Raw genomic sequence first — 18,776 nt, 5'->3', positions numbered from 1 at the left:
TAAGGAGGCTGTATAAAAAGTAGAAAAACTGTCATTCTGAACCTGCCTGACGGTAGGCAGGTTTATTTCAGAATCTCAAAATGTTGAAAAACAATAATGATGAGAAGCTGAAACGAGTTCAGCTTGACAAGAAAAAAAACTTTTCAGACAGCCTCTTTTTTATGCCTTTAAATCTGCTTCCAAAGAATTTGAAATGAGACTAAAAACTTCTTCGCTTAGTTCCTTAGTGTCCTCAATTTCTAAGTGTTCTGTAGAGATGGTTGGGTGTACTTGTACCCGCATTTTTCCAGGACTTCCACTAAAAAAAGTATAAGACAAGCGTTTTTTATTGTCAAAAAATGTCATGGGTACTAAAGGTACTTTGTGATTGATTGCCAATCGGAATGCCCCTGCTTTAAAGCGGTCTAAAACAACGGACTCTTCTGGTACGCCTCCTTCTGGAAAAATACAAATACTAGAGCCTTGTTTGATGCGGTTTTGAGCACGTATAAAAACTGCTTTTCGGCTTTCTGGACTGCTGCGATCGACTAAAATACAGGTGCGTTTGTAAAAGAATCCAAAAATTGGAATTTTAGCCAATTCTTTTTTACCTATAAACACAAAGGGGTGGTTCTTAAACGCTACCAACATCAGCATGATGTCTGCCATGGAGGTGTGGTTGGCTACAAACACATAACTCTGCCCTTTGACGAGGGGCTCTGAGTGTTTCACGGTCCAAAAATACCCCATTCCGACAAGGATGCACTTGGCCCAAATGCGCGCAAGCCTGAAAAACATGGGGTACCATTTTTGTTTTAATACGGACAAAAACAAAAAAGGAAACATGATGAGAATTGGCAATGTGACTAGCATATAGAACCAAATTCTGTACAAAACCCATAACGGATATTTTATAATTTTCATGAAATTCAAAACTACTAAAAAAATTGAGCCGTTGGACAAAAAAATGATTTTACTGCTATTCAGAAAAAACAGAACGCTAATTTAGGGATGTTTTCAGTTAAAATTGACGCCTATCTAGCCGCAATTAAATAATTTTTGCTACATTTATCTCGGATTTAGACCTCAAATCTGATTCTTCTATTAACCAATTCAACTTTCAAGTAAGATATTAAGTGACTGTAGTTACGCAGCGGTGTATGTATGCGGTGTTTTTAAAAATGAAACGTTTTGCGATTCAGCCTAAATAGACTATATAGAAACCATTTTTTTTAAATAAAGTGAAATGAAAATTCATGAGAAATACACAGAAGCTTTAAAAACATTTACCGGATTTATAACTGTTTTCGAATGGGCGCAGAGAGTAAGTGAACTTTATCCCGATTTGTTGGTAAAAGCTGAAAAAGAAGCTCAAGCTCAGAAACAAAATACAACGGGTTTACGCGAAATTGCTGCAAGAATTTCATCACGTTTATCATCGGGTAATTTTAAAAATGTATTAATCGATGATGGCGAACGTCCACGCAAAGTGAAATACATAACTGTTGAAGAACAGCAAAGCAATCAAGAAAAAGAATTAAATGATGATATTGAGCCAATAACACGTATTGAAATAATCAATCAAGCTAAAGACAAGTTGAAAATTTTTGAGATTTACCGTTTAGATGAATTTAAAAATATTCAAAAAGCTTTTAAAGATTATTTTAGTTTAGACTTCGAACTTGACCATGCAAAAGCACTTTTGGGTAAAGAAAATCAAGGTAGTCATCATCCTGACAATATTCAATTATTGTTGAAATACCATAATGGTAAAAAGAATAATAATTCATGGGAACGCTTCGACCTTGAAGCGCAAGAAAACTATATCAAAGATTCTATTAAGTTGCAAAGTAACGTGGCCGATAGCTTTGATATTAAATTAGACAACACAATACTTTCTCAACTTTTAAGCCGCTTAAAAGCTGTATTTTAACGAGCCCATCTCCGTAAAGTTTGACTGCGTCGAATCTTTGATTTCCTGACTTAGCGGGACATAAAAAAATATTAAATACGTGGCTCAAAGTCGGAGACTTTGCAACTGGGGGGACTTTGCAAATCGAAAAATCAATCCATATCAATTTTGTTTAGATGCTTCCAACTCATTAAGTTACCATAGGCTAAATGATCGCTTTCATTCCCCGCATACACTAAATAGGAATTCTCTTTTGAATTGTCCGATAATTTATTCCAATAATTCATGTGTTTAAAGTGTTCCTTTTGATAGGTTTTACTGGATTTTATTTCAATAGGAATTAGCGAATTTGCTTTTTCTATAATGCAGTCTATTTCTTTGCCATGATGATCTCTCCAAAAATAAAGATTGGAGGTTTTTGCATTATTGAAACGCTTTTTTAGGAGTTCCGTTAGAATAAAATTTTCAAATAAATTCCCTTTTGCAAAGTGCATGTCTAATTCATTCACAGAGTTTATTTGCAATAAATTACAGGCCAAACCCGTATCGTAAAAATAAAGTTTTGGGCGTTTGACGAGGCGTTTATTGAAATTTTTATGATGTGGTTTTAGGGTATAAATAATATAACTTGCTTCTAAAATAGACAGCCATTCTTTTGCTGTATTGCTGGCAATACCTACATCCGATGCTAAAGAATCAATATTTAGAAGCTGCCCAATTCTACCAGCACATAAGCTTAAAAAACGACTAAAATTTGATAAGTTCCCTATGTTTTTGATGCTTCTGACGTCTCTCTCTACATAGGTTTGTATGTAATCTGAGTAGAATAGTTCTGGGGGAATGCCTCTGTCATAAATTCTTGGATACATTCCTTTAAACACAAATTCTAACGGATTTTCATTCCAATGGTTAGAGTCTTTCAATTCATCGGTAGAAAAGGGTAGTAATTTTAGAATGCCCGTTCTGCCAGCCAAGGTTTGATTTACTTTTTCTAACAACAAAAAATTTTGAGAACCTGAAAGCACAAATTTTATAGCGCTGTTTTCGTCGATTATTCCCTGTAGATATGAAAACAGTTCTGGGACGTTTTGTATTTCATCAAAAATGGCGCCTTTAGAATAGTTGCTTAAAAAACTTTTGGGGTCCTCTTGTGCTCTTTGTCTAATATCTGGCGTTTCTAATAATACATAAGGCAACTCTTTAAAAACATCTTTTATTAAGGTTGTTTTACCAGATTGTCTAGGGCCCGTAACTGTTATAATCTGATAATAGTTACTAATCTCTAAAAGTTTCTTTGTGATTTCTCTTTGTATCATGCAGCAAAGTTACAAAAAACTGTACAATTATGCAATTGAATTGCAAAACTGTACAGTTTTGGATGTGTTGTTTTTCTTTTGTTGATGGTGTTGGCAAGTAAAAAAGCGCTAAACCGTTACACGAATCACAAAATTTTAGAAGCACCTTTTTTGAAGTTATTATAAAAGTTTGTACATTGAACTGAAATTTAGACCCCCAAATCGCAATCTTCACAATCAATAGAACCGAGAAAGCGATTATCCCTGATCCACAAAGTTTGACTGCGTAGAATCTTCGATTTACTGACTTAACAGAACATAAAAAAATGACAAATAAAACGATTGATATAAATGAATTCATAATAAGAAAATATGTGGAATCACTGCGGTCAGAAAATATTGATATTCGAGAACAAATTGATATTGGATACTCCTATGATGGAAAAATAGTAATCCTAAATGAAATTAGACCTGTCTGGAATGACCCAAAAAAGAAAGAGCAATTTGGATTTGCAAAAATTCGATATTACAAATCAAGAAATAAATGGAGTTTATTTTGGATGAGAGCAAGTGGAAAATGGGAGATTTACGAGCCATTTCCAGAATCTTCTCACTTAGAAAAAATAATAGAAATTATAAAAGAAGATAAATACAGTTGCTTTTTTGGATGATCCTAAACAAAATATCGTTAAAAATATCGCACAAGAATTAGATTGTGGATTTGACTGCTATTACAATTCAAAAACAAATGAAATTATAGCAATCCCAAGCTTTTCGCAATTTTTGGACGAGGAGCATTTTAAAGAAGCTTTTCAAACCGATTTACAAAAAATTAAAAAGAGTCCGTCGGATTTTATAAAATTTGAAGCCTTGAGAGGTTTTGAGTCATTTAAAATTATGGAATTATTTGTTGGTCAGATAACTGATAAAAAACTTAAAACAGAGTTGAAAACTATTTTGACGAGTAAGAAGCCATTTCAGAATTTTAAACATAAAATCGACCAGTCTAATTTCAGACAAAGTTGGTTTGAATTTAAACAAAATGTGCTGGAACAAATAGTAGAGCGTCAATTAGACAGTGGCATAGCACCTAGATAGAACCCCCACACTCAAAACTCCTAAAAATATTGAGGGATTGCCTCAAAAAAAGTACCTTTGCTTTTCATTCGGATAAAAAATAGAAAATGGCAAGAATTTTAACAGGCGTACAGAGTACAGGCACCCCGCACTTAGGAAATATTTTAGGTGCAATTGTTCCTGCAATTGAAATGAGTAACGACCCAAAAAACGATTCTTATCTATTTATTGCCGATATGCATTCGCTCACTCAAATTAAAGATGCGAACACACTGCGACAAAACACCTATGCCACGGCCGCTACTTGGTTGGCGTTTGGCTTGGACATCCAAAAAACAGTCTTTTACAGACAAAGCGATGTACCGCAAGTCACGGAGTTGTCTTGGTATTTAAGCTGCTTTTTTCCGTTTTCTCGATTGGAATTAGCCCACAGTTTCAAAGACAAGGCAGACCGCTTGGAAGATGTGAATGGCGGGTTGTTCACCTACCCAATGTTGATGGCTGCAGACATCTTGCTGTACGATGCCAATATTATTCCTGTGGGGAAAGACCAGCTCCAACACATTGAAATGACCCGAGATGTGGCCTCTAGAGTGCACTCTAAAATAGGCGAGGTTTTTGTCATCCCTGAAGCTAAAATTCAAAAAGAAAACATGCTCATCCCAGGACTGGATGGACAAAAAATGAGCAAGAGTAAAGGCAATGTCATTGATATTTTTCAAACGGATAAAGCCTTGCGAAAACAAATCATGTCCATTCAAACCGATAGCACAGCGCTTGAAGCTCCAAAAGATTGGGCAAGCTGTAATTGTTTTGCCATTTATAAGCTCGTAGCTTCAGAGGCGCAAATAACGGAGATGAAACAAAACTACGAAGCAGGTGGTTATGGCTATGGCCATGCAAAACAGGCGTTGTTTGAACTGATATGTGAGCGATTCTCCGAACCAAGAGAGCGTTTCAATTATTATATGTCCAACCTAGAAGAAATAGACCAAGCCCTCTCCATAGGCGCTAAAAAAGCCGCCGCTGTGGCTGATGCTGTTTTAGCACGTGTTCGTGAGAAAATAGGCTACTAAACCAACTCAAATTGTTTTCCGGGCAGGGGTCGAGAAACACCTTTTAATTCCAGATTTAATAATAAATAAGCCGCTTTAGAGGTGGGCATTTCGCATGCGATCGCTATAATATCCAAGACAGAGGTTCCTTCTTTTTTTAAATAGTTATAAATAATTTTCTCGTCGGAATCGAGTTCTACAAACAACTTTTTTTGGATCACTTTTTTTTGGGTTTCGAGCGACCAGTTTAGGATATAAGGAATGTCTGCTGGATTAGAAACCAAATGTGCGTTTTTAGTTTTAATCAAATTCAGACAGCCTTGACTTTGACTGTCCGTAATGCGTCCGGGAAGCGCAAACACCTCTCTATTGTAATCAAGAGCCATCGTCGCTGTAGCCAAACTCCCTCCTTTCTCAGCAGATTCAATCACAATTGTGGCCTCACTCAATCCTGCAATAAGACGGTTGCGTTTTAAAAAATTAGAAGGATCCATCATCGCTGTACTCCAAAAATCGGTTACAAACCCGCCTTGGTTTTCTATCAAATTTCGATATTTGAGATGTTGTTTTGGATACGTATTTTGAAGGCCTTGCGCCATACAGCCCACCGTTTGCAGTTGGTGTTTTAATGCTGCTTTATGCGCCGCAATATCTGTTCCATACGCAAATCCAGATACAATAATGGGGTTGAAAACCGCGAGGGTTTCAATTATTTTTTCACACTGCGCCAGCCCATAAGTCGTGATTTTTCGGGTGCCAACAACACTAATAATGGGCTGTTTGTCCCAGTCAATACTTCCTTTTTGAAACAACACAATGGGGCCATCAATACAGTGTTTTAGTTTAAACGGATAGTTAGAATCTTCAAAATACAACCCTTGAATCGATTGTTTTTCTATAAAATCAAGCTCTTTTTCGGCCGCTTTGAGATATTTGGAGACACTGATATTTTTGATGGTATGCGTGCCGATGCCTTCAATTTTCAAAAGGTTGACTTTGGATTCTTTAAAAACCGCTTCGGGGCTTCCACAGTGATGAATCAGTTTTTTGGCGGTAATATCACCAATATTGGGCACGGCCTGCAAGGCGAGGGCGTACAGTAATTGAGGCGTGTTCATAGCATTTTCGATTTGAGCTTTTGGGCAATAAGCTGTTCAAAAGTAATGAATTTTTCATTTCATTGGTTGCCTTAAATTCAAGCTTTAACAGACTCCCTTTTTTATTTTGTTATTTTTCTATAAATTTGTTAGAAGAAAAACGAATTATACATTAATCAAGCCCACAATGATAAAATCAGGAAATCCCGCCCTCAGCAAAAAAAGTTTTGAAAACTTAAAATCTACCTCAAATGAAGTGATGACCCTTGATGGTGCCGTAAATAAAACCGCTATTAGTATGGGAATCTTATTGTTTGCGGCCTATTATACCTATAGCAATGCGATTATGGATTATGTGCTTATTGGCTCTATTGGAGGCTTGGTCGTCGCGATTGTAACGATCTTTAAAAAAGAATGGTCACCGATTACGGTTCCAATCTATGCGGTTTTAGAAGGATTGGCACTTGGTGGAATTTCTAAAATGTATGCAGATGCATTTGAACCTGGCATTGTTCCTCAAGCCATTTCACTTACTTTAGGAATTTTGTTTGCGCTTTTATTCGCTTACAAAACAAAAATAATCCGAGCAACAGAGAATTTTAAATTAGGCGTATTTGCAGCAACCGCTGGGATTGGTGTGGTCTATTTAATTAGTTTTTTAATGAGTATGTTTGGAGGGAGCGGTTTGCCAATTATGGATCCTACAAATGCCTCCATGTTAAGCATTGGTTTTTCTCTTTTTGTGGTCGTTATCGCCTCCTTAAATTTAGTGATGGATTTTGACTTCATTGAACAAGGCGCGGCGAATGGCGCTCCAAAATACATGGAATGGTATGGAGCGTTTGGGTTGTTGGTAACACTTATCTGGTTGTACCTTGAAATACTCAAATTGCTTGGAAAACTGAGCTCTCGAAAATAAAAACTTTGATATTATAAAAAAAAGACTTTTTTATGATGAAAAATTTTCTAACTTTGAATTTATGCAACTAAGTCAGTACATCAGCGATTTACTATACCGCTATGAATGCGTTACACTCCCTCACTTTGGAGCGTTTTTATCGCATCCAATATCGGCGAGAATTAATGAGGCTACGAGTGATTTTTATCCGCCACAGAAACAGTTGTCATTTAATGGACAGCTTCAATCTAATGACGGCCTTCTGGCTTCCTATATTTCTGATGTAGAAAACATTAGTTTTGAAGGTGCTACTCACAAAATTGAGCAACAAGTTTCTCAATTAAAATCACGTTTAGAAAAAGGAGACACTGTTGAGTTCAATCATATTGGAGAATTAACCGCTTCTGAAGAAGGCAAAATCTTGTTTGTACCGGCTGACAGTCTCAATTATATGACCGAGTCTTTTGGCTTGGCTTCTTTTGTATCCCCTTCTGTAGAACGACAAGCGCATCAAGCGGTTGTTCAGAAACTAGAAGCTTCGGGTGCGATTGCCTTGGCTCCTAGACGTAAGTCTGGATTATACATGAAATATGCAGCCATTGCAGTACTGGCACTTGGCTTGGGTGGATCTATTGGATCTAATATATACCTTTCTCAAATTGAGCAGCAAAACAATGTAGCACAATCTACCGCCAATGCAACCTTAGACACTAAAATACAAGAAGCTACTTTTGTAATTGACAATCCATTGCCTGCTGTCATGGTGAGTTTAAAAAAACAAAGTGGCGATTTTCATATCGTAGCTGGAGCGTTTAGAGTGAAAGCAAATAGCGAACGAAAATTACAACAACTGAAAGCTTTGGGCTATAATGCACGTTTGATCGGTGTCAATAGATACGGTTTACATCAGGTTGTGTATGAAAGCTTTGAAACTCGAAAAGACGCTGAAAAAGCATTGTTCAAAATTAGAAAGGCAGAAAATCGTGCCGCATGGTTGTTGATAAAAGACATTCCGTAATACACTTCAATTTTATTAATATTCAATTCCGTACAGCCTTCTGTACTTTACACCCTTATACATTTTAACTCTATGGAATCTAAACATCCTAAAGACTCAAAAACAACCATGACCGACTTGGTACTGCCAAGCGAAACAAATGCAATTCACACCCTGTTTGGAGGCGAATTGTTAGCGCGAATGGACCGTGCGGCCAGCATTGCTGCGGAGCGTCATTCCGGTGAAATTGTAGTGACAGCTTCTGTGAATCATGTAGCATTTAAACATGCCGTTCCTTTGGGAAGTATCGTAACCGTTGCAGCCAAAGTCACACGTGCATTTAAAAGTTCGATGGAAGTGTACATTGATGTTTGGGTAGATGACAAGAAGACTGAAACATCTGTAAAAGTAAACGAAGCTATTTTCACGTTTGTGGCTGTAGATGGTCACGGAGTTCCTGTTTCAATTCCACAATTGGTGCCTGAGACGAAAGAAGAAATTCAACGTTTTGAAGGTGCTTTGAGACGCAAACAATTGAGTTTGGTCTTAGCCGGAAAAATGAAGGCACAAGAGGCAACGGAACTAAAAGCCCTTTTTAGCTAAGAGCTTATAAACGGTAAATCCACTGTGAAGGGTTTTGTATCGAACTGTCCTTATAGATCCCAAAACTAAGAATGGATTCCCCTGAGGCTTTGTTGGTAATCACCTCTCCAATCACTTGTTTTGTGGTCACCTTATCTCCTTTTTGAACATAAAATTTAGACAGGTTTTTATAGACGGTAATGTAATTTCCGTGTCTAATCATGATGGTGTTGTTTCCGTTTTTTGGGGTCATAATACCCTGTACAACGCCTTCAAACACGGCACGGACTTCCTCGCCTATATTAGTTGCAATTCGGACGCCATTACTTTTAATCGTTAAAGATCGATCGATCGGAGACGGATTATTTCCATACCTTAATTTGACCACTCCATTGGCAACAGGCCATGGAAGCTTGCCTTTATTAGAGGTGAAATTTGCAGCTAAAATCTTTTGCTCAGGAGTCAATGAAAACACTTTTGATTTTGAAGATTTCCCTGCTTTTTTATTGGAAGCTGCGATAGCGGCTTGAATAATTTTCCGAATTTCTTTATCAATCTTATTCGATTCCCGTTGTTTGGTTTTTATCTGCGCCGTAAACTTGGATAAATTATTTTTAATGTCTTTAATCAAGGTGTTTTGCTGTGTGCGTTCTTTGTCAAAAATCGACTTAGCCATTTTATTCTCTTCAATAAGCGTTTGCTTGTTCTTTTTTTGAGTGACAAGTTCAATGTTTAGCTGTTGCATTTTAGCCGTTTCTGTCTTGATCAACTCCGCTTGAAGCTTTTGATAATTGGCGTATTGTTTTATATACTGTAAGCGTTTATAAGCTTGTTGAAAATTGGCGGACGACAGTAAAAACATAAGCTTACTTTGATCGGCTCGGCTCTTATAGGACTTGACAATCATTTTCGCGTAATCAGCTTTCAAAGCTTTGAGCTTCGCTCTTAGTTTCGTGATTTTTGTTTGATTGCTGTTAATTTCTCGCGTTAATAAATTGGCTTGTTGGTTGGTAATACTGATAAGATTTTTTCTCACTTTAATCTTAAAATCCAAATCTTCCACAACCGATAGCACCGATTTTTGTTCCTTTTTACCTTCAAACAACAAGGCACCTATTTGTTGAATCTCACGGGTCAGTTCGCGGCGGCGTTCTTCTAATTCTTGCTGCTTCTTACTTTGAGAAAAGCCACTAAAATGCAGCATTAACGTCAGTAAAAGGATGCTTAAGGTAAAACGTGCGCTGGTTGGTTTCATTTTAATTCAATAGCTTTAAATCCTTTTGGGATGTTAAAAGGAAATCGTAATGGTTGATCCAAACTTACGGATTTTATATTCAAATTTAAGGTCGTTTGTTCATTCGTATTGGTTGCCGTGATCGCCATATTTTCAGGAAGAACCAATCCCGCTACTTTCTGATAGGATTGGTACTGAATTTTTAAGACGTTTTGTTTCAATGATTGACTTAATAACTGAGCATCCAATTTAAAATACGTGGGGTTGATTAAATATAACAAATCAAAAAGTGCATTGGGCTGTTTGGGTGTTAGCATATACGAATTTGGATGGGTCTTCTTTTTGAATTCCTTGGGTTTCAAATTAAAAATGGCTTCGCCTAAAAGTAAATTTTGAAGATTTTCAAACTGAAGGTCGGCTCCTAAAAACTCACTAATTAAGGCATAGTCACCATCAAAATAGGTGTTGTCTAATTTGTTGTAAAAACGCACACGGTCTGGGGTTATTTTAACCCGTACCATATTCAGAAATGCATTGACCCAAATGGTCTTATCATTCTCCATTCGCAGTGTCAAGGTGTGTGTTTCAGAACGGTCGCCTTGGATGTACTCCACTTTTAATCGGCCCTGTAAGGTGTTAAATTTAGACTGAAGTTTATTGTGGTTTTTAACGATTTGCTTCACGGACATCTTTGAATCCAAGGTCTCAGAAGACTGAACTATTTTCGTGCTTTTACACCCCAAAAAAAGAAGGGTTAAAACGATGCTGTATGTAAAATTTTTCAACTGTTTCATTAATTATTTTCTAATGCCATTGCTTTTTTAGTAAACGCTTCTGACTCTTCAATATTACCTTGTAGCTCAAAGGCAGTGCTGAGTTGTTTGTAAAAATCGTGTTCAAGTTTTTTATTATCGAACAAATAATCCAATCCTGTGGTGAGGGATTCAACCGCCAAATCTAAGTTGTTAAGCTGTCTGTTTGCAGTGCCATTGACTAAATATAATAGAGGTTGAGAAGGGTATAACTCCATCTGATCATCGGTGAATAAGACGGCCGTTTCAAATTGATTGGTTTCCAAATATAGCAGAGCTAGGTTTTTAATAATTGTAAAATTATCAGGGTCAAATTCCAAGGCTTTTGAATACGAAGAAATTGCTTTTAAATAGGCTTTTTGATTGTAATAATAATCCGCCCATTCTAAGTCGGAGCGGCTCGGGGTGTTTTCACTGACGGTATTGGTAACGTCTGCCAAAGCGAATTCATACTCTGGAAACTCGGCTATAAACCGCATAAAATCATTCAACACTTTCACTTTAAGACTGGGCACCACAACGGTACTGGTCGTGACAATTTTCATGGAGGCGATCGCCTTATCATACTCTTTCGCATCTAAATAAAATTTATACAAGGCCACATGAACCAAATGAGATTTTGGATGTTGTTTCAAAAATTCCAGAGCGGTTTCAAACGCTTCCTTTTTTTGATCTAACTTGCTATAGGCGTAAATGAGATTCAAAAAATTAGTGGGTTCTTCGGGTGTTTCTTGCAAGCGTTTTTGAAGGTGCGCAATCCGCTTGTCTTCAGCCCCGCTTAAATCGTATAGCTCCTTTCGGATTTGATCTCTAGATGCCTTTATTCCTAGTGTATTATCTAAATCATCCAAAACGGTGAGTGCGTCGTCGTAACGTCCCGCTTCTAGGTAGAGATTCACTAAATCTTGTTTATAATCTGGATGGCGCGACAGCATTGGTTGGAGCGCTAAAATAGCCTCATCAAAACGTTTTTGATCTATATACAAATGGTACAAACTTTCTCTATACCAAAAATTATCAGCATCTAATGCGATGGCTTTTTGGAAATTATATTCGGCACTTTCGTATTGTTTCAACTTGAAATAATTAATACCCAACTCATGAAACACCACCGATTCCGTTGGTTTTAAGGACTTACAAATTATTAATTCATCAATCGCTTTGGAATAATTTTCAAGTGCTTTTTGTTTCATCGCATCATAAAAATGATTTTGAAATTTGACATGGGTACTGTCGTTTGAAACTGACAAAAGATTGTCTGTCTCAGCTTGTGCTTGTATCCCAAACGAACTTATCAGGATACAAAAAACTACAAAACCATGTCGTGTTCTCTTCATTATTTTCCAGTGCTTCCAAATCCACCTTGGCCACGAGCGGTTTCGGTGAGTTGTTCTACTTCGAGCCAATCTGCCCGTTCGTGTTTTGCGATGACCAATTGCGCGATGCGTTCACCATTTTCTATTTTGAAATCTGTATTGGATAGGTTCACTAAAATAACGCCTATTTCACCACGGTAATCTGCATCCACAGTGCCAGGGCTGTTCAGGACTGTTAAGCCATGTTTTGCTGCCAGACCACTTCTGGGTCGCACTTGTGCTTCGAACCCCACAGGGAGCTCTATAAACAAGCCTGTTTTGATAATTGCACGGGCTAATGGTTTTAAAATAACCGCTTCTAAAATATTCGCGCGAAGGTCCATTCCTGCGGATGCGCCTGTTTCGTATTCAGGAAGTTGATGGGCTGATTTGTTTATAATTTTAATGGTCATGGGAGGGTTTTAAAAATTGTTTAATAGTCGCTTTTTCATTGGACCAGATAATAAGTACTAAAATTCCTATCAAGGCAGACCCGATGAAATACTGGGCTCTGAATTGATAAAACGACAGGGCTGATAAACTGATGGCAAGGACTAAATAGATGCCTATTTTTTTTATGTTGTAAGGTATCGGGTAATGCTTGCGTCCAAAATAATATGATAATACGGTCATTGAAACATACGCCACTAAGGTGGCTATGGCAGAAGCCATATAACTAAACGAAGGGATGAAAATTAGATTGACTAAAAGGGTGATTCCCGCACCAATCACCGATATATAAGCCCCAAACTTGGTGCGGTCTGTGATTTTGTACCACACAGATAAATTATGATATATCCCAAGAAAAAGATACGCCAATAATAAAATCGGCACGACTTTCATGGCTTCCCAGTAATCTTCATTTGGAATGAGAATGAGTTTTAAAACATCGACAAACACCACAACAACGAGCAAAATAAGAGCGCCACAGATGACAAAAAATTCCAATATTTTTGCATAGTTTTTGGTAGCGTCTTTTGTTTTGGATTGACTGAAAAAGAAAGGTTCTATTCCCAAGCGGTAGGCGGTTGCAAACAACATCATAAAAAGGGCGAGCTTGTAACAGCCGGAGTACATTCCTACGGCCGTTTTGGCAATGGACTCCGGAAGGAGACGCTCCAATAACACCCGATCAAAGGTTTCGTTGATGGAAAATGCGACCCCAGCCACCAAGACTGGCAAGGCATACCGCAGCATTTTTTTCCAAAGAACGGTATCTATTTTATAATTGATTTTAAAATAAAACGGCAACAGAATCAACAAAGTAACTCCACTCGCGACTAGATTGGCGATGAAAATATAACTCACTTCAAAATTAGCGATATAGATGGAATCCCAGAGACTGTTGTCAACCGACAGTGCTTTTAAATACACGAGTAAGAAAACATTTAAAGCCAGATTGACCACTACATTGGTGAGTTTTACCGCTGTATATTTCACCGGCTTTCCTTGCGCTCTCAAATAGGCAAAGGGAATAATGACCATGGCATCAAAAAACAGAGTCCACACAACGAGGGTGATGTAGTTGACATGGATATGTGTGAGATCGGCGATCTGTTGTTGAAACAGCAAACCGAGTGCTAAAAATCCTAAAGAGGATCCTAAAATTGAAATTGTGGCAGTACTGAGCACTTTGGCTTTGGAAGGTTCTTTATTGAAAAAACGGAAAAAAGCGGTTTCCATTCCATAAGCAAGCACCACGTTAAACAGCACAAAATAGGCAAATACGATAGATACTTCGCCGTAGTCGGAGACGTTTTCTAACACCGATTTATCGGTATGCAAACGCACCAAAAGAAAGCTCAACATTCTGGGAACCACCGTTGCCAGTCCGTAAATGAAGGTTTGTTTATATACTGTTTTTAGGACGCTCACGACTCTCTTATTTTATCCTATAAAAATACACATTTTAACGAACAATCTATAATTGTTGTTTAGCGGTTTTTTGGAGGTGCAGAAGGATAGGCAATCACTTCCCCTTTTTTGAGGTTTGAAATCTTATAATAAAGACGTTTTCCGTTGACACTGTAACTGATAACACACTCGTTTTGAGTGAGCTTAAAAGGAGAGGTGTCTCGTATCAAGACCCGCTTGTTGTTGTATTCGTCTTGTGGATTGGAGCTCATTATGATGTCTTTTTTCTGATTGGTAGAATGTCTAAACCGACCAATAATCAATTTATCTCTTGTTTCTACGGCAGACTTTTCACCTCTAAAATGAAGACTGTCAACGACAATGTTTCCATTTTCTTTGAGGGGTAAAAACACATTGGTCCCCGAGCCGCCTCCTTGAACCCCCGCAACCCAAGAGTTGTAATAGGGTGCTGTGATTCCTAAAGGCGCAGTGGATTGGAATTGTAATACCGGCTCTTGTGAGGTCTTACAATTGACAATGCTTAAAAAAACGAGTCCTAAAATATGGGGGGTAGTGAGTTTCATTTGGATTGAGTTTAGATTTATAAACATACGGATTTTAATTGAGTTTGAAATTAAAGCCTAAAAATACGGCAACCCCTGAAGCCACTGATTCGTTGATGGTGCTATTTTGAGTAGATTTTATACCCTTAAAGACATTCTAAAATTGATAAGAAATTCCCCCATTTAAGATCCCTTTATAACCAAACCCGATTTCTGCGAAGGCCGCTAATTTCTTTCCTACTCGAAAACCAAGCGCTGTCACATGAAATGTAAAATAATTAATTTTATAATCAGTCTTGTTCTTATCTTTAAACTCCAAATTAGCGTCTTCTAAGGTAAATGATGATTTCCCAAAAGCATAGCCTGCACCTAAACCAGAATACATTTGAAATATTGGATTTGAAATGTAGCGGTAATTTGTTTCGATCCCAAAAGAATAGACTGCACTTGAACTTTTCCCTGATTCTTTATTGTCTAAAAATAACTTTCGATTTACGGTTTGGTATGCTAATGAGGCTCCTAACATCCATCGATCCTTTACTGCGTAACCATAGTGAGCCGTATATCCTGTTAATCTACCTCCATCGGAGTAAGTTAATTCTTGTCCAGAAATTACAGTCGTCACTATCGAGGATACAACATCGTCAAGTGCAACTCTAAAGTCCTCAAAAGTTGCGACCCCCAAACTCACATTAATTTCGGATGTTCCTTGAGTTTGCGAAAATGATATGTTTGAAAATAAGATAAGAGAACCAATAATTAATCTTTTGTAGGTATTCATAGTTTTGGATTTGTTTTTCTTCTACAAGTTTTATGCCATAAAAAAAGCCGATTTGAAAAAATTTCTTACTTTGCATTAAGAATTGACTCCCAAATCTATTCTACACCATGAAAATATACACGCACATAGAAAGAATAAAATGCCTTCATTCATTGATCCAAAGGGAAGCAACTGGTACGCCTTTACAATTAGCTGAAAAATTGAATGTTTCTGTTGCCACTGTTTACAGGCTGATCGCTGAATTAAGAGATCGGGGCGCACCCATCCTATATTGTAAACATTCTCAGTGTTATATATATACAGAGGCAGGTTACAATTTTGAGATTTAATTATAAAAAATAGACAATGTCATAAAATGAGATTGAGATGTTTTTATTTTGTAATTGGTTGGTTAGGAAAAGCTTATTGACTAGTGGTCGCCGAAAAACTAAAGAGTAGGCACTAAATAAAATTTATTATGTTGTGAGTAAATTATCATTAGACGCTCTCAAAGAAAGAGCTGGAGCAGTAGCTTCAGAAGAATTATTGAACACCATTTCTGGTGGAACAGCAAACGATTGTCATCCTTGTAGTCACCAAAATGCAGACACTAGTGCACCAGGAGATGGAATGGCTTCTTCGTGGCTAAAACTTGGTAATGCAATAGCCCATTATTTTCAATGTATGTAGATAAGTTAAATAAAAAGATGGTTTTTTATTAAATCATCTTTTTTTATAAAAACATTTATATGAAATTGTCTTTTAAAATATTGACACTATGCTTACTACTTCCATTTCTAAGTGTTTTGAGTGTCCTTTTAAGTGTTCATTTTGGCAATGAAAACATAAAAACAACAAATTTATTATCTTATTTCGGGGTTATAATTTCTCATATTATTGTGTTCTATATAGCTTTTAAAATAAATATTTTTAAATTAGAAAGTAACAAAATCAGTTTCAATGAAATCCTTTTTTCCCTTGGTATAAGTGTAGTGTTGTTTTTTAGTTACTATTCAGAATTTCATCTTTTTAAACCATTAGAAAAACCAACCTTTGATTTTTCAAGGCTTATTTATGTTTTATTTGCGGTTCCAATTATAGAAGAGATTTTTAATAAAAAAATTGTCTTTAAAAACCTTTTGCAACTTAAGTTAAAGCCATATTTGGCTATTTTACTGTCAGCATCATATTTTGCTATATCTCATCTACCTGATATTTATATTACCCATTTTGTGTTTGGATTGGTAACTACTTTTATTTATTTCAGAAATAAAAATTTAATTCAGACGATTCTAATTCACTCATTTTATAATATGTCGATAATTGTGTTTAATTTAATTTAAGGATTAAAAAAAATGAAAAATAGAGACGAAATTATTAATACCATTAAACTGTTATTATATAAAGAGAATACAAGTGTTTTTAAAAAACTAAATTTTGATGATGATGAAGTTTTTTTAGAGCCATTATTATTTGCTTATTTTAACTCAAAAAGCTACAATTCGTACCCTAAAGAAGCTCTAGAGGAGATGCTACAGGGCTATTTTATAAAAAAAGAAGAAATTAACCCATTCATACAGTAGGGATGGGATAGCTTATGTGCCAAATATTGGATATTTTAAAGTTAATGAATCTATTCCATTTGAGAAAATAAAATTCATAGCACATACCAACATTGAACTGATACAATACCCTATAATCTACTTGAAATATATTTTCAGAGATTTTAATGAACAGCCAATTGAGGAACGTAAAATAACTATATCAAAGGAATTAGTAGAAGTTCACGAAGAGTCCTTAACAATTGCCTTGTCATATATAAAAAAATACTCCTCCAATCATTATAATTTAATTGAACAATGTTGTAAAAAAATACTCCTATTTAAAACAGACCCAAAAAATACAAATTCATTTGCTACTATTAATGCCCATGGCATGGCTTTTTTAAATGTATTTCAAAAAGAGTATGATGAAGTTTTTTTTGTGGATGACATTGCGCATCAAACCGGTCATATTATTATGACCACTATTACCTTTAAAAGAAAAGACTATTTTCTAATTGATGAAAATTTAAATATTAAAAGCATCGTAAACAACCCCAAAGAATATAGAAGTTTCTATATTCTTTTTCATGCCCTATATACGTACTACACCACTATTCTCTGTTTAGATAATTGTATTTCTAATAACTGTTTTGATAAGCGACAAGCACATGAAGCAATAGGGAGAATTGGCTTTTATTTAATAAAATACAACTTAGATATAAACACTTTTAATAATGTTATAAAACACTATGGTGGTATAGAAAAGGTGTTAACTAAAAACAGTATTTCTGTTTTTGAAACGATCAGTGATATGTGTGTTAGAAGTTGCAAAAAATATGGCTATACGTTTACAGAATTTTCATACCGAAATCAACCCTATAATTTTACTTACAAAGAATTCACCAAATTAAACCCACTCAAAACTAATGAATAAATTAACACTAATTATCCTGTCCTTTATTTTTATGCAATGTGAAGGGCAAAAGGATTCTCATACTGAAACCGCAAAAGAAAAAGAATTACGACAAGAAGGACTCATTGAAAAATATGTTTACAATTGTGCTGAAAAATTCAACTATAATTATCAGATGCAGGAGTGGCAAAATTGCTTAGATGAGGGAATCAAAGTCGATAGTACTGTCGCTTATTTTTGGCAGCAAAAAGCAATGCCTTATTTTAAAGCAAGAAAGTATGAAGTTGGTATGGCATATTTAGATAAAGCCGTTTTTTATAAGCCAGAACGCTGGTTAAGCTATAGAGCATTTATCAAGTGTATTTTTTCTAAACAGTATAAAGAAGCTCTTAAAGATTTTGAGTTATGTGTTCAAATGGATGGCTATAGCTATGTGCAGGATCACACCTATCAATTTCATATTGCACTGTGCTATTTACAGTTAAATGAATACAAAAAGGCAGAAGCTATTTTTAAAACGGACATTATAGCGCAAGAAAAACAATGGGGAGAGGCGCATTTTTTAGATATTTTCTATTATGGTATAAGTATGTATGAACAAGGGATGTGGGAGGACGCTATATTTCAGTTTGATAAATCCCTTGAACAGTACCCTAATTTTTCCGATGCGAAATATTATAAAGCAATTTGCTTGATGCGTTTGGAAAAATATAAAGAATCAAAAACAACTATGGAAGCGGCTAAACGCGATGCTCAACTGGGCAATACTATAAATGAAGCCAACGAAATTTATGAACCCTATCCTTATCAAGTACGATGGTGAAATCTAAATCGTTATCTTACTTTGCA

The 18,776-nt window shown here is 36.1% G+C and carries 23 protein-coding genes; 13 read left to right on the top strand and 10 right to left on the bottom strand.

The genetic code is table 11. The annotated features are described in order from the left end of the window. Positions 1-159: 159 nt before the first annotated feature. Entirely contained in the window at positions 160-903 is a 744-nt protein-coding gene (locus FORMB_RS06475) for a lysophospholipid acyltransferase family protein (protein ID WP_069676680.1), read from the bottom strand. A gap of 322 nt (positions 904-1,225) precedes the next feature. On the opposite strand from FORMB_RS06475, the gene FORMB_RS06470 reads away from it, so the two are divergent. Beyond that, positions 1,226-1,912, top strand: coding sequence for a hypothetical protein (locus FORMB_RS06470; RefSeq protein ID WP_069676679.1), 687 nt, complete (start codon positions 1,226-1,228; stop codon positions 1,910-1,912). 131 nt (positions 1,913-2,043) lie between these two features. On the opposite strand, the gene FORMB_RS06465 is transcribed toward FORMB_RS06470, so the two are convergent. After that, positions 2,044-3,207: an ATP-binding protein gene (locus tag FORMB_RS06465; protein ID WP_069676678.1), complete on the bottom strand. Its 1,164-nt coding sequence runs from the start codon at positions 3,205-3,207 to the stop codon at positions 2,044-2,046. A 305-nt stretch (positions 3,208-3,512) separates the two neighbouring features. Between FORMB_RS06465 and FORMB_RS06460 the strand changes: the two genes are divergently transcribed. From FORMB_RS06460 to trpS, 3 genes are all read left to right on the top strand, one after another. Further along, complete coding sequence (locus FORMB_RS06460) at positions 3,513-3,857, top strand: DUF3024 domain-containing protein (RefSeq protein WP_069676677.1); 345 nt, start codon at positions 3,513-3,515, stop codon at positions 3,855-3,857. Next, positions 3,850-4,284: a UPF0158 family protein gene (locus tag FORMB_RS06455; protein ID WP_069676676.1), complete on the top strand. Its 435-nt coding sequence runs from the start codon at positions 3,850-3,852 to the stop codon at positions 4,282-4,284. The genes FORMB_RS06460 and FORMB_RS06455 overlap by 8 nt, the downstream gene beginning before the upstream one ends. Positions 4,285-4,370: 86 nt before the next feature. Next, complete coding sequence (gene trpS, locus FORMB_RS06450) at positions 4,371-5,339, top strand: tryptophan--tRNA ligase (RefSeq protein ID WP_069676675.1); 969 nt, start codon at positions 4,371-4,373, stop codon at positions 5,337-5,339. On the opposite strand, the gene dprA is transcribed toward trpS, so the two are convergent. Then, positions 5,336-6,436: a DNA-processing protein DprA gene (dprA, locus tag FORMB_RS06445; RefSeq protein WP_069676674.1), complete on the bottom strand. Its 1,101-nt coding sequence runs from the start codon at positions 6,434-6,436 to the stop codon at positions 5,336-5,338. The genes trpS and dprA overlap by 4 nt on opposite strands. A 166-nt stretch (positions 6,437-6,602) precedes the next feature. On the opposite strand from dprA, the gene FORMB_RS06440 reads away from it, so the two are divergent. The 3 genes from FORMB_RS06440 to FORMB_RS06430 all read left to right on the top strand — a co-directional run bounded on the left by FORMB_RS06440 (position 6,603) and on the right by FORMB_RS06430 (position 8,913). Then, positions 6,603-7,334, top strand: a complete 732-nt coding sequence (locus FORMB_RS06440; RefSeq protein WP_197493451.1) for a Bax inhibitor-1/YccA family protein — start codon at positions 6,603-6,605, stop codon at positions 7,332-7,334. A 61-nt stretch (positions 7,335-7,395) separates the two neighbouring features. After that, positions 7,396-8,331, top strand: coding sequence for an SPOR domain-containing protein (locus FORMB_RS06435; RefSeq protein WP_069676673.1), 936 nt, complete (start codon positions 7,396-7,398; stop codon positions 8,329-8,331). 72 nt (positions 8,332-8,403) lie between these two features. Beyond that, positions 8,404-8,913 (top strand): acyl-CoA thioesterase, encoded by a 510-nt coding sequence (locus FORMB_RS06430; protein ID WP_069676672.1) that lies wholly within the window; start codon positions 8,404-8,406, stop codon positions 8,911-8,913. 4 nt (positions 8,914-8,917) lie between these two features. Here FORMB_RS06430 and FORMB_RS06425 read toward each other — a convergent pair whose 3' ends face one another. From FORMB_RS06425 to FORMB_RS06395, 7 genes are all read right to left on the bottom strand, one after another. After that, positions 8,918-10,147 (bottom strand): murein hydrolase activator EnvC family protein, encoded by a 1,230-nt coding sequence (locus FORMB_RS06425; protein ID WP_069676671.1) that lies wholly within the window; start codon positions 10,145-10,147, stop codon positions 8,918-8,920. Further along, positions 10,144-10,920 (bottom strand): DUF4292 domain-containing protein, encoded by a 777-nt coding sequence (locus tag FORMB_RS06420; RefSeq protein ID WP_069676670.1) that lies wholly within the window; start codon positions 10,918-10,920, stop codon positions 10,144-10,146. Before FORMB_RS06420 ends, FORMB_RS06425 begins: the two co-directional genes overlap by 4 nt. Continuing rightward, on the bottom strand, positions 10,920-12,275 hold the full coding sequence (locus tag FORMB_RS06415) for a tetratricopeptide repeat protein (RefSeq protein WP_069676669.1): 1,356 nt from the start codon (positions 12,273-12,275) through the stop codon (positions 10,920-10,922). The genes FORMB_RS06420 and FORMB_RS06415 overlap by 1 nt, the downstream gene beginning before the upstream one ends. Further along, the gene (dut, locus tag FORMB_RS06410) at positions 12,275-12,706 is read right to left on the bottom strand and encodes a dUTP diphosphatase (protein ID WP_069676668.1); all 432 of its coding nucleotides are present in this window, start codon (positions 12,704-12,706) and stop codon (positions 12,275-12,277) included. The genes FORMB_RS06415 and dut overlap by 1 nt, the downstream gene beginning before the upstream one ends. Continuing rightward, positions 12,696-14,168 (bottom strand): lipopolysaccharide biosynthesis protein, encoded by a 1,473-nt coding sequence (locus FORMB_RS06405; RefSeq protein WP_069676667.1) that lies wholly within the window; start codon positions 14,166-14,168, stop codon positions 12,696-12,698. The genes dut and FORMB_RS06405 overlap by 11 nt, the downstream gene beginning before the upstream one ends. A 59-nt stretch (positions 14,169-14,227) precedes the next feature. Then, a complete protein-coding gene (locus FORMB_RS06400) occupies positions 14,228-14,731 on the bottom strand; it encodes a hypothetical protein (protein ID WP_069676666.1) in 504 nt (167 codons plus the stop codon). Positions 14,732-14,867: 136 nt separating this feature from the next. Next, complete coding sequence (locus FORMB_RS06395; protein WP_069676665.1) at positions 14,868-15,491, bottom strand: autotransporter domain-containing protein; 624 nt, start codon at positions 15,489-15,491, stop codon at positions 14,868-14,870. Positions 15,492-15,598: 107 nt separating this feature from the next. On the opposite strand from FORMB_RS06395, the gene FORMB_RS13345 reads away from it, so the two are divergent. The 6 genes from FORMB_RS13345 to FORMB_RS06365 all read left to right on the top strand — a co-directional run bounded on the left by FORMB_RS13345 (position 15,599) and on the right by FORMB_RS06365 (position 18,750). Next, positions 15,599-15,820 (top strand): HTH domain-containing protein, encoded by a 222-nt coding sequence (locus FORMB_RS13345; RefSeq protein ID WP_083243920.1) that lies wholly within the window; start codon positions 15,599-15,601, stop codon positions 15,818-15,820. 133 nt (positions 15,821-15,953) lie between these two features. Then, complete coding sequence (locus FORMB_RS06385; RefSeq protein WP_069676664.1) at positions 15,954-16,160, top strand: hypothetical protein; 207 nt, start codon at positions 15,954-15,956, stop codon at positions 16,158-16,160. A 59-nt stretch (positions 16,161-16,219) separates the two neighbouring features. Beyond that, the gene (locus tag FORMB_RS06380) at positions 16,220-16,813 is read left to right on the top strand and encodes a CPBP family intramembrane glutamic endopeptidase (protein WP_069676663.1); all 594 of its coding nucleotides are present in this window, start codon (positions 16,220-16,222) and stop codon (positions 16,811-16,813) included. A 12-nt stretch (positions 16,814-16,825) separates the two neighbouring features. Next, positions 16,826-17,053 (top strand): hypothetical protein, encoded by a 228-nt coding sequence (locus tag FORMB_RS06375; RefSeq protein WP_069676662.1) that lies wholly within the window; start codon positions 16,826-16,828, stop codon positions 17,051-17,053. Positions 17,054-17,174: 121 nt separating this feature from the next. Further along, positions 17,175-17,948: a hypothetical protein gene (locus FORMB_RS06370; RefSeq protein ID WP_157498085.1), complete on the top strand. Its 774-nt coding sequence runs from the start codon at positions 17,175-17,177 to the stop codon at positions 17,946-17,948. After that, the gene (locus FORMB_RS06365; RefSeq protein WP_069676660.1) at positions 17,941-18,750 is read left to right on the top strand and encodes a tetratricopeptide repeat protein; all 810 of its coding nucleotides are present in this window, start codon (positions 17,941-17,943) and stop codon (positions 18,748-18,750) included. Before FORMB_RS06370 ends, FORMB_RS06365 begins: the two co-directional genes overlap by 8 nt. Positions 18,751-18,776 lie beyond the last annotated feature (26 nt).

Source organism: Formosa sp. Hel1_33_131 (assembly GCF_001735745.1).
Taxonomy (GTDB): Bacteria; Bacteroidota; Bacteroidia; order Flavobacteriales; family Flavobacteriaceae; genus Hel1-33-131.
The sequence above is the reverse complement of the archived record's forward strand: the minus strand, read 5'-3'. Positions and strand labels throughout refer to the sequence as shown.